At 71.3% G+C, this 12,376-nt stretch carries 12 protein-coding genes; 7 read left to right on the top strand and 5 right to left on the bottom strand.

Translation table 11 applies throughout. The annotated features are described in order from the left end of the window. Positions 1–5: 5 nt before the first annotated feature. The 5 genes from AC5WRT_RS31425 to AC5WRT_RS31405 all read right to left on the bottom strand — a co-directional run bounded on the left by AC5WRT_RS31425 (position 6) and on the right by AC5WRT_RS31405 (position 4,275). Positions 6–1,193, bottom strand: a complete 1,188-nt coding sequence (locus tag AC5WRT_RS31425; protein WP_496097436.1) for an NAD(P)/FAD-dependent oxidoreductase — start codon at positions 1,191–1,193, stop codon at positions 6–8. A 16-nt stretch (positions 1,194–1,209) separates the two neighbouring features. After that, the gene (locus tag AC5WRT_RS31420) at positions 1,210–1,440 is read right to left on the bottom strand and encodes a phosphopantetheine-binding protein (protein ID WP_496097437.1); all 231 of its coding nucleotides are present in this window, start codon (positions 1,438–1,440) and stop codon (positions 1,210–1,212) included. A 34-nt stretch (positions 1,441–1,474) separates the two neighbouring features. After that, positions 1,475–3,055 carry an amino acid adenylation domain-containing protein gene (locus AC5WRT_RS31415; RefSeq protein WP_496097438.1) on the bottom strand — a complete coding sequence of 527 codons (1,581 nt, stop codon included), beginning with the start codon at positions 3,053–3,055 and terminating at the stop codon, positions 1,475–1,477. A gap of 90 nt (positions 3,056–3,145) precedes the next feature. After that, entirely contained in the window at positions 3,146–3,871 is a 726-nt protein-coding gene (locus AC5WRT_RS31410; RefSeq protein WP_496097439.1) for an LmbU family transcriptional regulator, read from the bottom strand. Between the two features lie 188 nt (positions 3,872–4,059). After that, complete coding sequence (locus AC5WRT_RS31405) at positions 4,060–4,275, bottom strand: MbtH family protein (RefSeq protein ID WP_496097440.1); 216 nt, start codon at positions 4,273–4,275, stop codon at positions 4,060–4,062. Positions 4,276–4,749: 474 nt separating this feature from the next. On the opposite strand from AC5WRT_RS31405, the gene AC5WRT_RS31400 reads away from it, so the two are divergent. From AC5WRT_RS31400 to AC5WRT_RS31370, 7 genes are all read left to right on the top strand, one after another. Continuing rightward, complete coding sequence (locus AC5WRT_RS31400; RefSeq protein ID WP_496097441.1) at positions 4,750–5,496, top strand: thioesterase II family protein; 747 nt, start codon at positions 4,750–4,752, stop codon at positions 5,494–5,496. 26 nt (positions 5,497–5,522) lie between these two features. After that, positions 5,523–6,506, top strand: coding sequence for an AfsR/SARP family transcriptional regulator (locus AC5WRT_RS31395; protein WP_496097442.1), 984 nt, complete (start codon positions 5,523–5,525; stop codon positions 6,504–6,506). 156 nt (positions 6,507–6,662) lie between these two features. Continuing rightward, positions 6,663–7,859: a serine hydrolase domain-containing protein gene (locus AC5WRT_RS31390; protein WP_496100831.1), complete on the top strand. Its 1,197-nt coding sequence runs from the start codon at positions 6,663–6,665 to the stop codon at positions 7,857–7,859. A gap of 27 nt (positions 7,860–7,886) precedes the next feature. Then, positions 7,887–8,915, top strand: a complete 1,029-nt coding sequence (argC, locus tag AC5WRT_RS31385) for an N-acetyl-gamma-glutamyl-phosphate reductase (protein WP_496100830.1) — start codon at positions 7,887–7,889, stop codon at positions 8,913–8,915. Then, positions 8,912–10,063 (top strand): bifunctional glutamate N-acetyltransferase/amino-acid acetyltransferase ArgJ, encoded by a 1,152-nt coding sequence (argJ, locus tag AC5WRT_RS31380; RefSeq protein ID WP_496097445.1) that lies wholly within the window; start codon positions 8,912–8,914, stop codon positions 10,061–10,063. The genes argC and argJ overlap by 4 nt, the downstream gene beginning before the upstream one ends. Continuing rightward, the gene (argB, locus tag AC5WRT_RS31375) at positions 10,060–11,049 is read left to right on the top strand and encodes an acetylglutamate kinase (protein ID WP_496097446.1); all 990 of its coding nucleotides are present in this window, start codon (positions 10,060–10,062) and stop codon (positions 11,047–11,049) included. The genes argJ and argB overlap by 4 nt, the downstream gene beginning before the upstream one ends. Then, positions 11,046–12,266 (top strand): acetylornithine transaminase, encoded by a 1,221-nt coding sequence (locus AC5WRT_RS31370; RefSeq protein ID WP_496100829.1) that lies wholly within the window; start codon positions 11,046–11,048, stop codon positions 12,264–12,266. The genes argB and AC5WRT_RS31370 overlap by 4 nt, the downstream gene beginning before the upstream one ends. Positions 12,267–12,376: the final 110 nt, after the last annotated feature.

Genomic DNA, 12,376 nt, shown 5'->3' with positions numbered 1-12,376 from the left:
GTCGGTCAGCCCTGGTCGAGCAGGGTCAGGAGTTCGTCGTTGTAGAAGTCGTCGATGGAGCACGCGCCCGACAGCGTCGAGAAGTAGCGGTCGATGTGTTCCTGGTGGCCGACCAGCTTGCGCAGCATGTCCGTACGGCCCTCGGGCTTGAGTTCGGCCACGTTGAGCGCGCCCTGGTAGTGGCTGAGGGCTTCGCCGCCCAGGTCGTTCTCGTAGCGCCGCAGCGCCGCCTTGAGCGCCTCGTCGTCGTGCAGCCGCTCCCCGATGTGGTCGGTGAGCGACTGGGCCTGGACGAAGGCCTCGGTGATGCCGCGGGCGGTGATGGAGTCCTTGTGGTTCACCGCGTCGCCGACCAGCACCCACCCGGGCCCGTAGGCCTTGCGGAAGTAGTTCTCCTGGTGTCCGGTGCCGTACAGCTGCTCCTCCCGCTTGCCGGACTGCATCCGCTCCCACAGCTCGGGCGCCGTCGTGCGGAAGGCGTCGAGGTAGGCCGGCTCCACGTTCCTGCGGACCTCGTTGTAGTCGTCCTGCGGGAAGTAGGCCATGAGCAGCGTGAGGTCGTCGTTGGTGGGCAGGACACCGATCCAGCGTCCCGGCCGCTCGTACAGCTCGAAGTTCGCGGGGACCCCGGACCAGTAGCTGTAGTAGGTGGTCGTCATCCGCGGGTGCTCGATGACGTTCTCCGCGCCGACCTTGCGTGCCACCAGCGAGCGCATGCCGTCCGCGCCGACGACCAGACGTGCCCGGTCCGTCGCCTCGGCGCCGCCCGGAGTGGTGTACCGCACCCCGACGACCCGGTCGTCCTCCCACACCAGGTCCCTGACAGCGCAGCCCTGCCGGAACTCCACGCCGGCCGCCACGGCACCGTCCGCGAGGATCGGGTCGAGCACGTACCGCCGCGGCGCGTACGTGGTCGTCAGGCCGTCGATCGGCAGGGAGAAGCCCTCGATGCGGACATCGGGCCCCTGGTAGCTCTGGCGGGTGATCGGCTGGGCGCCCGACTCACGGATCCGGTCGAGCAGCCCCCACCGGTTCAGCAGCGCCACGCCCTGCATGTGGAGGTAGTGCGAGGACAGCGTGTCCTGCGGGAACTTCGCCTTCTCCAGGAGCAGGACGCGATAACCCTGCCGGGCGAAGAGCATGGCCGTCGGCGAACCCGCACAGCGGGCACCTATGACAATCACGTCGTACATGGCGGCGCCTCTCTTTCTAATTGGTGACCGCGCTCAGGGATTCGATGTAGGCGGAGATCGACGCCACCGTCGGGTTGAGGAAGAGCTGGTCCATCGGCACCTCGGCGCCCAGCTCCTCGATGAAGGCACCCTGGATCCTGACCATGATCACGGACTGGCCGCCCAGGGCGAAGAAATCGTCGTCGGCCGAAATGTCATCGCGCTGCAGTTCCCGGCACCAAATGGCGCGCACGCGGTCGGCAATCATCACAGTCCTCTCGTTCGTCGGCAAGGTCCGTCGACTATGCCGCCGTGCCGCTGTACTGGTTCTCGAGTGAATGGGCCAGCGCCGCGCGGTCGACTTTTCCGTGGGGGCTCAGGGGAATGCGCGTGATGTTCACGAACCTGGCCGGGACCATGTTCCGCGGCAGTGTCTGCAACAGGCCCGTGCGCAGGTCGTCCTCGGCGAGTTCGCCGCCCGACGGGACGACGAACGCGGTCAGTTCGGCCTCCCCGGCGTCGGTGTACGTGACCGCCACGGCGGCCTCCCGGACCCCGGGCAGCCTGCCGAGCGCACGCTCGATGTCGGTGGGGTCGATGCGCATGCCCCGCACCTTCACCTGCGCGTCCATCCGGCCGGCGACGACGAGGTCGCCCGCCTCGTTGACGTAGCCGCGATCACCGGTGCGGTACACCCGGCGTGGCTCGCCGTCGACCACGATGGTCGTGAACTTCTCGTTCTCGGGGCCCGAGCCGCCCAGGTAGCCGGCGCCGACACCGGCCCCGGCGATGCAGATCTCGCCGTACTCCCCCGGCGCGACACCGCGCAGGTCCTCGTCGACGAGGTGGATGTCGGTGTTGTAAGCCGGCGTGCCGACCGGGGCGATGTCCTGCTCGCAGGGCCGGTGCCCGGCGAGGTCGTACGACGTGGCGACGTCCGTGCACTCGGCGACGCCGTACTGGTGCAGGAGGGTGCAGTAGTTGCCCTCGCGGCTCACCCAGTCCGCGATCCGCTCGTACTTCAGCGGCTCGCCGCCGAAGAGCACGTAGTCGAGCTGGGTGAGCGCGTCACCGCCGCGTGCGGTCTCCCAGTCCACCAGCAGGTACAGCGTGCTGGAGGCACAGTGCACCGTGCGGATGTCGTGCTCGGTCAGCAGCCGGTACGCCAGCATGGCGTCGAAGTTCCGGCTCCCCATCAGGTACTGGGTGGCGCCGCAGAACAGCGCTGTCATCAGGGCGCGCTGGGACAGGTCGAAGCCGAAGGCGCTGACGACCAGGTTGTTCGAGGCGCTGTCCAGGTGGTACTCGAGCTTCAGCCAGTTCATCAGGTTGAACCAGCCCTCGTGCCGTACCGCGGTCAGCTTCGGCGTGCCGGTCGAGCCGGACGTGAAGACCGCGTAGCAGATGTCGTCCCCGGTGACCGGGACGTCCGGAGCGGTCGCCGGGAGACCCGCCAGGTGGCCGGAGAGCTGCTGGAGGTCGATGACGTCGACGGCCGCCGACTCGACCATCCGGGCCGTCGCGTCCGAGGCCACGATCAGGGCGAGATCGGGGACCTGGCCCAGCAGCAGCTGGAGCCGCTGCGCCGGGTAGGCCGGGTCGAACGGCACATAGGCCGCGCCGGCCTTCAGCGTGCCGAGGATGGCGACGAGCAGGTCGGCCGAGTAGTCGAGGCAGACGCCGACCTTCGCGCCCCGGCCGTGTCCGCGCACGGCGAGGAACTGCGCGAACCGGTTGGCCCGCGCGTCCAGCTCGGCGTACGTCACCTGCTCGGCTCCGCAGACGACGGCGAGGGCATCCGGGGTGGCCGCCGCATGGGCCTCGAACTGCTGGTGGACGACGGGCGCCGGGGGCAGGGCGACCCGCTTTCCCTGAAGGATCATGAACTGACTCCGATGTGAGAGGTGTCCGGTCGGACGAGCCGCCGGCACACCCCGGCGAACGGGCTTGCCGGCACCTTCGGGGGCGTGCGCCTAGGCGGTGCGCGTCCCGGGGATGCGCCGGTCGGCGGTCTCGAGCAGCTGGGCCACCCACTTGTCGACGGGCAGGCCGTGCGCGGCTGCGGCTTTCGAGAAGTGCTCCAACTGGCCGGCGGACAGCTCGATGGTGAGCGTGGTGACCTGCTGCCGGCGCTGGTCGGCGCCGGCCGCCTCGGCCAGCCGGGGCACCTCCTGCTGCTCGTCGCGGGTGCCCGGGGTGACCTCGGCGGTGTCGTTCTGCACGGCCAGGCTGGCGCGCACCGCCCTGCGCAGTTCGTTGCGCGACCACTTCTGCTGTTCGGCCTTGCGCAGCCAGTAGTCCTGTTCCGGCGGCGACAGCCGGGCCACCTCGGCGTGGTGGGCGAAACTGAGGCCGTCCCGCCTGCGGTGGTGCTCGAAACGGCGGGCGACCCATGCGTAGTTGCGCAGGGTCTGGTAGTCGAGCCCGGTGCGCTCGATGGCCTCCTTGTAGCGCCGCCACCCGTAGGTGGCCTCGCCGTAGATCAGCCAGTCGGCGAGCCACCACGCCGAGGAGTTGACCAGCTCGCGCAGGTTGGTCCCGATCTGCTCCCAGGACCGCTCCGGCAGGTTCTGCGGGAAGAGCAGCCCGGACTTGCGCACCTTGGCCTGGGTCCCCACGAAGGACAGGAGCACATCGCGCTGTGCCGGTTCACCGCTGTCGTCCACCGGAATCGCCTTGTACCTGCTCGCGGTTCTCACAGCGCCCGTCACTACCTTCATCTCCCAACTCAGCCCATCTTTTCGGGTGTCGAGCGTTTCCGTCGGCCGGGCACCCAGGCGGCGATCACCGTTGTTCCTCTTCGGCCGGCCCGCTCGGCACGAAAGGCGAGCGTCCGGTGAAACGCAGGTGTGCGGGCCCGCGAGCCCGCCGGTGTGCGGCCGGACGTTCAGTCGGCCGCCATGACCTCGCGCAGGCTCTTGGGGCGCAGGTCGGTCCAGTTCCGCTCGACGTACTCCAGGCACTCGGCCCGGGCCGCCTCGCCGAAGACGACCCGCCAGCCCGCGGGCACCTCGGCGAACGCCGGCCACAGGGAGTGCTGCTCCTCGTCGTTGACCACGACGAAGAAGCGGCCGTCCTCGTCATCGAAGGGGTTCGCGCTCAACTGGCACCGTCCTTAAACCGTCATCGAGTAACTCGGGATGGGGAAATCGCCAGGCCGGGTGCGAGAGCGCACCGGCGCGAGGCCGCCGGTCGGCGTGGTCCGGCCGACAGGACGCTTCCGCTGTCCGGTCGACAGGACACCCGAGCGTCCGGTCGACAGGACACCCGGCATCGGTGGCGACCCCGGCGTTGCCACGTCACCGTAAGGACTCGGCCGTCGGCGCTACAAGGCGCGACGGGCTCGGCGGCGCCCGGCCGTGCACCCCGGTCCGCACGCCGCCGGATCCTCTGTACCCGGCCGGGTTCGTGTGCCACGATGCCGGGCCCCCGCCGCCCGTGCGCCGCGCGACGTGTGGCACCTGAGGATCGCTCAAGAGCCGTCTCAGCGCGGGCGGAGCCCGACCGGTGTCCGCGTCCCCGCGGCCGGACACCGCTCTATGGTTCGAGGGTGCGCGGCCCGATCCGAGGGAGAGCGATGGACAGCACACGACCCGACCTGCGCCTCTTCGTCCTGCACCACGCGGGCGGCTCACACCTGCTGTACCGCGACTGGCCGGCCCTGCTTCCGGACACGTGGGACGTCCGGCTGCTCGACGCCCCGGGCCACGGCCTCCTCCTGGACCTGCCGCAGATCCCCGAGGCCGGCCGCCTCGCCGACTACCTGCTGCGCAGCATCGAGTCCGAGCTGACCTGCCCCTACGCCCTGTTCGGGCACAGCATGGGCGGCCTCGTGACGTACGAGATCATCCGGCGGGTCGTCGAGCGGGGCCTGCCGCTGCCGGTGTGGGCCGGTGTCTCCGCACGCTCCGCGCCGCAGCTGGCGGGGCCGGGGAGCGGATACCACGAGCTGCCCGACGCCGAGCTGCGCACCCGTCTGAAGCTGCTCGGCGGCACGCCCGACGGGGTCTTCGAGGATCCGGAGCTGTGGGACCTGTTCGACCCGATCATCCGGGCCGACCTGCGCCTGGTAGAGAACTGGCGCCCCGCTCCCGGCGCCGGGCCGCTGCCGTTGGCACTGTCCGCGTTCGCGGGCGCCCTGGACCACTCCGCCTCACCGCAGCGGATGGCCGGCTGGGCGGAGTACAGCGAGCACTTCCTGGGACTGCGGGTCTTCGACGGCGGTCACTTCTACTTCCAGGCCGATCCCGGGCCGCTGCTGCGGCAGATCGAACGGGACGCGGCCACGGCGCTTCGGGCGGCGGGCGCGGCGCGCTCCCGCTGAGCCTTTCGGCTGTGTGAGGGGAAGAGATGCAGTTCCGCATTCTCGGCCTCGTGGAGGCCCAGGACGAACAGACCGGTCTGCGGATCCTTCCCACGGGTGCCAAGCAGCGCGCGCTGCTGGGGACGCTGGTGGTGAAGGCCGGGCACAACGTCTCCGTGCAACGGCTCATCGACGAGCTGTGGGGCGAACACCCGCCCGCCAACGCGGCGAACGCGCTGCAGCTCCAGGTGGCCCGGCTGCGCCGGCTGCTGGCGGGCCCCCAGGGCGGACACGCCGGCCGGCCCGCACCGCACCCGTGGATCGTGACCACCTCGCGCGGCTACGTCCTGCAGCTCGACCCCGTGGACACCGACGCCGCGCGCTTCCAGCACCTGGCCGAACGGGGCCGCAGGGTGCTGCGCGACGACCCGGGGCAGGCCGGTGAGCTGCTGCGCCGGGCTCTGTCGCTGTGGCGCGGCCCGGCGCTGGAGGGCAGCGTGCTCGGCGACATCTGCGCGGGCAGGGCGGCCCAGCTCGAGGAGGACCGGCTGACCGCCCTGGAGATGATGTACGACGCGTATCTGCGCACCGGGCGCCACCGTGAGATCACCGGCGAGCTGGTGGAGCTGACCACCGACCACCCGATGCGGGAGAGGTTCTACGACCTGCTGATGGTCGCCTTCTACCGCTGCGGCCGGCAGGCGGAGGCGCTCGGCGTGTACGAGCGGGCGCGCACCCGCATGGTGCACGAACTCGGTGTCGAGCCGGGCCCTGTCCTGCGCGGCCTGATGGAGGCGATCCTGCACCACGACCCGGCCCTCGCCACCGCGCTCCTCCCCCGCCCGGCCGCCCCGGTCCGGGCCGCGGCGGTGCCCGCGCGGCCGGACGCGACGGCCGACAGCACGGTGCTCACCCTCTGCCAGGAGATAGCCCGTCTGCAGCGCCGCATCGAGCGACTGCAGCAGGAGCAGCAGCAACTGGTCAGTCGCTTCAACGAGTTGACGTCCAACGTGGCGGCCCCGGCCTGCTGACAACGCTGCCAGGCGGCTCATGCCGTGCGTCTTCGGGACCGGTGCGCCCCGGGGTGTTCGCACACGACCCGCGCTCGAGGCGGCTGACCTACTGTGCCGCCACGGAACGCACAAGTACGACATCAGCCGACTGGACACGATGGTCAGGAGCGGGGAATGACGAGACGGAAGAGACCACGGGCCGGCGTGGTCGTGTTGGCGGCAGTCGCGCTCGCGACCACCGCCTTCGCGGGTCCCGCCCAGGCGGCGCAGGCCACGGCTCCCCGAGCGGCCGCCCACCGGGCGACGCAGAAAGCGATCGACGCGGCCGTCGCGGCCGGCATCCCCGGCATCACCGTCGAGGCACGCGACACCGACGGAGTCTGGAAGTCGACGTCGGGCGTGGGCAACCGGCTCACGGGTGCGCCGCGCGGCAAGAACGACCGGTTTCGCATCGGCGGCCTCACCGACACGTTCGTGGCGACCGTCCTGCTGCAGATGGAGGCGGAGAAGAAGCTCAGCCTCGACGACACCGTGGACCGCTACCTGCCCGGCCTGGTGACGGGCAACGGCAACGACGGCCGCAAGATCACCGTACGGCAGCTGCTCAACCACACCAGCGGCCTGTACGACTACCTCGCCGACCAGGGGTACTACGAGACGTACGCGCTGGGCGACGGCTTCCTGCAGCACCGGTACGACACGCTGACGCCCGAGCAGCGCGTGAAGGTGGCCCTCGGCCACACGCCCCTGTTCGCGCCCGGGGCCCGCTTCTCGTTCTCCAACACCAACGACGTCCTGGCCGCGCTGATCGTGCAGAAGGCGGGCGGCAGGTCGTACGAGGACGAGGTGCGCGAGCGCATCATCGAACCCCTGGGGCTGCGGGCGACGTCCAACCCCGGCGACAGCGTCGGCCTGCCCCGCCCGAGCAGCCGCGGCTACTCCAAGCTCTTCCTGTCGCAGCCGGACCGGATCGACGACGTCACCGAGCTGAACGGCTCGCAGCTCTGGGGCAACGGCGACATCATCTCCAGCGCGGACGACCTGAACCGCTTCTACGGCGCCCTGATCCGGGGCAGGCTGCTGCCGCCGCAGCAGCTGAAGGAGCTGACGACGACCCTGCCCAACCCCGACTTCCCGGGCGCGGTGTACGGACTGGACGTCGAGAAGCTGACGCTGGCCTGCGGCACCCCCGTCTGGTTCCGCGACGGCGGCACGACGGGGTCGCTCACCATGACCGCCTTCACCGAGGACGGCCGCCACCTGCTGACGTTCAACTACAACAGCGACTGGGGACCGGAGACCCTGCTGCCCATTCTGAACGCCGAGTTCTGCGACACGCCTGTCGCCTCGGGGACCGGATCGCACGAGTAGCGACATGTCTGTCAACGGAGAGGGTTCATGACCGTCCGAGCAGCCGTGGCGGGAGCGAGCGGATACGCGGGGGGCGAACTCCTCCGCCTGCTTCTGGCTCACCCGGAAGTGGAGATCGGTGCCCTGACCGGGCACTCCAGCGCAGGAGAGCGGCTGGGCGCGCTGCAGCCCCACCTGGCTCCGCTGGCCGAGCGGGAGATACGGCCCACCACCGCCGATGTCCTCGAGGGCCACGACGTCGTCTTCCTCGCCCTGCCGCACGGCCGGTCCGCCGCCGTCGCACAGCAGTTGGGCGAGGACACGCTCGTCATCGACTGCGGCGCGGACTTCCGTCTCGCGGACGCGGCCGACTGGGAGTCGTTCTACGGCTCGCCGCACGCGGGCACCTGGCCCTACGGTCTGCCCGAACTGCCCGGCGCCCGCGCCACCTTGGCGGGCACCCGGCGCGTCGCGGTGCCGGGCTGCTACCCGACCGCCGTGTCCCTGGCGCTCTTTCCGGCGTACGCGGCGGGCCTGGCCGAACCCGAGGCGGTGGTCGTCGCGGCGTCCGGCACGTCCGGCGCCGGCAGGACCCTGCGGGCGGATCTGCTCGGCAGCGAGGTCATGGGGTCCATGCGGCCGTACGGGGTGGGCGGCGGCCACCGGCACACCCCCGAGATGGTGCAGAACCTGAGCGCCGTGGCCGGTCGCCGGGTCACCGTCTCCTTCACCCCGACCCTGGCCCCCATGCCGCGCGGCATCCTCGCCACCTGCTCCGCCGCGGCCCGGCCCGGGGTCGGCGCGCCCGAGGTACGGGCCGCGTACGAGAAGGCGCTGGCCGACGAACCGTTCGTACGGCTGCTGCCCGAGGGCCAGTGGCCCAGCACCGCGGCCGTGTACGGGTCGAACGCCGCGCAGATCCAGGTGGCCCTCGACACGGCGGCCGGCCGGATCATCGCCATCAGCGCCATCGACAACCTCACCAAGGGCACCGCGGGCGGGGCCGTGCAGAGCATGAACGCCGCTCTGGGCCTGCCCGAGGAACTGGGGCTTTCCACGATCGGAGTCGCACCGTGAGTGTCACCGCAGCACGAGGCTTTACGGCGGCGGGCGTCGCCGCGGGCATCAAGGAGAACGGCAACCGGGACCTTGCCCTCGTCGTCAACAACGGGCCGCACTGTGCCGCGGCGGGCGTCTTCACCTCCAACCGCGTACAGGCCGCCCCCGTCCAGTGGTCCCGGCAGGTCCTCGCGAACGGCGAGATCCGCGCGGTCGTGCTCAACTCCGGCGGTGCCAACGCCTGCACCGGACCGCAGGGCTTCCAGGACACCTGCGCCACCGCCGAGAAGGCCGCCGAGCTGCTCGGCCTGGACGCGGCGGACGTCGCGGTCTGTTCCACCGGGCTCATCGGCGTGCCGCTGCCCATGGACCGGCTCCTGGCCGGCGTCGACGACGCCGTCACCCGGCTCTCCGAGTCCGGTGGTGAGGACGCGGCCATCGCCGTCATGACCACCGACACGGTGCACAAGACGGCCTCCGTCACCCGAGGCGGGTGGACGGTCGGCGGCATGGCCAAGGGTGCCGGGATGCTCGCCCCCGGGCTCGCCACCATGCTGGTCGTGCTCACCACGGACGCCGACCTCGACAGCGCGGCCCTGGACCGGGCACTGCGGGACGCCACCCGGGTCACCTTCGACCGGGTCGACTCCGACGGTTGCATGTCCACCAACGACACCGTGCTGCTGCTCGCCTCGGGCGCCTCCCGGCTCACGCCGGAACACGGCGAGTTCGCCGCGGCCGTCCACACGGTCTGCGCCGACCTGGCCCGCCGGCTCGTCGGGGACGCCGAGGGCGCGAGCAAGGAGATCCGGGTCGAGGTCGTGGGCGCGGCGAGCGAGGACGACGCCGTCGAGGTGGGCCGCTCGATCGCCCGCAACAACCTCCTCAAGTGCGCCGTCCACGGCGAGGACCCCAACTGGGGCCGCGTCCTGTCCGCGATCGGCACCACCTCCGCCGCGTTCGAACCCGACCGGCTCGGCGTCGCCATCAACGGCGTGTGGGTCTGCAGATACGGATCGGTGGGCGAGGACCGCGCGCTGGTCGACATGACCGGCCGCGAGGTCACCGTCACCGTGGACCTCGCCGCGGGCGCGGAATCCGCCGTCATCTGGACCAACGACCTCACCGCCGACTACGTCCACGAGAACAGCGAGTACGCCTCATGAGCGATTCTCCGTCTCCGCAACCGGCCCCCCACCTCCTTGCCCGGCCGTCCGGCCCCGACCACCTCGGCGGGAGCGCGGCCCTGTCCAGGGCCCGGGCCCTCGTCGAGGCGCTGCCCCACATGGCGCGCCACCGCGGGAAGACCGTCGTCATCAAGTTCGGCGGCAACGCCATGGTCGACGACGACCTGAAGACGGCCTTCGCCATGGACGTCCTCTGCCTGCGGCACGCGGGCCTGAACCCCGTCGTGGTACACGGCGGCGGCCCGCAGATCAGCGCGCAGCTGGGGCGCCTGGGCCTCGAGTCCCGGTTCGAGGGCGGCCTGCGGGTCACCACCGAGGAGACCATGAGCGTCGTACGGATGGTCCTCGCCGGGCAGGTGCAGCGGGAGCTGGTCGGGCTGCTCAACGCACACGGCCCGCACGCGGTGGGTCTGACCGGCGAGGACGCCCGCCTGATGACCGCCGTCAAGCGCTACGCGGAGAAGGACGGCGAGCCCGTGGACATCGGCCGCGTCGGCGATGTCGCCCACGTCGACGCCGGGATCCTGAAGGCGCTCATCGACGACGGCCGCATCCCCGTGGTCTCCTCCGTCGCCCGGCCCGAGGACGACAAGGACGCCGCCGAGGGCGGTGTGTTCAACGTCAACGCCGACACCGCGGCCGCGGCCGTCGCCGCCGCGCTCGGCGCCGAGATGCTGCTCATCCTGACCGACGTCGAGGGTCTGTACACGAACTGGCCGCACAGCGACGAGGTGATCCCCCGCCTCACCGCCGGCGAACTGACCGAGCTGCTGCCCCGGCTGGCCTCCGGGATGATCCCCAAGATGGAGGCGTGCCTGCACGCCGTGACCCACGGGGTGCGCGCGGCGCGCGTCATCGACGGCCGGGTCGGGCACTCCATCCTGCTGCAGATCTTCACCGAGGACGGCTCCGGCACGCTGGTCGTGCCGGACGACGACGTCACCTTCGAGGGAGCGACGGCATGAGCGACGGCGCGGACACCACCGGGGCCGGCAACGCGGCGCTGACCCGCCGCTGGCAGGGCGTCATGATGGACAACTTCGGCACTCCCCGGCTGCCGCTGGTCAAGGGCCGGGGCACCCGGGTCTGGGACGCAGAGGGCGCGGAGTACCTGGACTTCGTCGGCGGTATCGCGGTCAACACGCTCGGTCACGCCCATCCCGCGGTCGTACGAGCCGTCCGCGAGCAGATCGGCTCGCTCGGGCACATCTCGAACCTGTTCCTCGCCGAACCGACCGTGCGGCTCGCCGAGCGCCTGCTGCGGCTCGCCGGGCGCCCGGGCCGGGTCTACTTCGCCAACTCCGGTGCCGAGGCCAACGAGGCGGCCTTCAAGATCGGCAGGCTCACCGGCCGCACGCACATGGTGGCGGCCACCGGCGGCTTCCACGGCCGCACCATGGGGGCCCTGGCGCTCACCGGGCAGCCCGCCAAGCAGCATCCCTTCCAGCCTCTGCCGGGCGACGTCACCCATGTTCCGTACGGGGACGCCGAGGCCCTGCGCGCCGCCGTCACCTCGCGGACCGCGCTGCTCGTCCTGGAGCCGGTGCAGGGGGAGAACGGGGTGGTCGTGCCTCCGCCCGGCTATCTGCGGGCCGCCCGCGAGATCACCGCGGCGAGCGGCACCCTCCTCGTCCTGGACGAGATCCAGACCGGCATCGGGCGCACGGGCCGCTGGTTCGCGGCCGAGGCCGAAGGCGTGGAGGCGGACGTGGTCACCCTCGCCAAGGGCCTGGGCGGCGGTCTGCCCATCGGGGCGACGCTCGCCTTCGGCCGGGCCGCCGACCTTCTCACGCCGGGCGCGCACGGCTCCACGTTCGGCGGGAACCCCGTGGTGTGCGCGGCCGCCCTCGCCGTACTGGACACCATCGAGCGGGCGGGTCTCCTCGACCACGTGTCCCGCACAGGGCAGCGGCTGCGCCACGGCCTCGAGTCCCCGGGGCACCCGCTGGTACGCGAAGTCCGCGGCGCGGGACTGCTGTTGGGCGTGGTGCTCGCCGGCGACCTCGCCGGACGCGTGCAGCAGGCGGCACAGGACAGGGGCCTCCTGGTGAATGCGGTGGCACCGTCCGTCATCCGGCTCGCCCCACCGCTGATCGTGTCGGACAACGAGGTGGACACCTTCCTCTCCGGCTTCCGAGCAGCGCTGTCGGAGGTCCACGCCAGGTCGTTGACAGCGGTCTGAGGGCGTCCCAGCGCATAGCGTTCACCTTCAGCTCATTGCAATGGTTCCACTCATGAACGTTGCGTTACTTTCAGATCCATTGCAACAATTTCACGGCTATCACCTGCACC

Source organism: Streptomyces sp. NTD91 (assembly GCF_059510455.1).
The sequence above is the reverse complement of the archived record's forward strand: the minus strand, read 5'-3'. Positions and strand labels throughout refer to the sequence as shown.

What these genes read in the sequence shown, in the direction of transcription:
- AC5WRT_RS31415 (WP_496097438.1), bottom strand. Translation starts at nt 3,055, where the DNA reads ATGATCCTTCAGGGAAAGCGGGTCGCCCTGCCCCCGGCGCCCGTCGTC.
- argC (WP_496100830.1), top strand. Translation starts at nt 7,887, where the DNA reads ATGACCGTCCGAGCAGCCGTGGCGGGAGCGAGCGGATACGCGGGGGGC.
- AC5WRT_RS31420 (WP_496097437.1), bottom strand. Translation starts at nt 1,440, where the DNA reads ATGATTGCCGACCGCGTGCGCGCCATTTGGTGCCGGGAACTGCAGCGC.
- AC5WRT_RS31425 (WP_496097436.1), bottom strand. Translation starts at nt 1,193, where the DNA reads ATGTACGACGTGATTGTCATAGGTGCCCGCTGTGCGGGTTCGCCGACG.
- AC5WRT_RS31370 (WP_496100829.1), top strand. Translation starts at nt 11,046, where the DNA reads ATGAGCGACGGCGCGGACACCACCGGGGCCGGCAACGCGGCGCTGACC.
- AC5WRT_RS31390 (WP_496100831.1), top strand. Translation starts at nt 6,663, where the DNA reads ATGACGAGACGGAAGAGACCACGGGCCGGCGTGGTCGTGTTGGCGGCA.
- AC5WRT_RS31400 (WP_496097441.1), top strand. Translation starts at nt 4,750, where the DNA reads ATGGACAGCACACGACCCGACCTGCGCCTCTTCGTCCTGCACCACGCG.
- AC5WRT_RS31395 (WP_496097442.1), top strand. Translation starts at nt 5,523, where the DNA reads ATGCAGTTCCGCATTCTCGGCCTCGTGGAGGCCCAGGACGAACAGACC.
- argB (WP_496097446.1), top strand. Translation starts at nt 10,060, where the DNA reads ATGAGCGATTCTCCGTCTCCGCAACCGGCCCCCCACCTCCTTGCCCGG.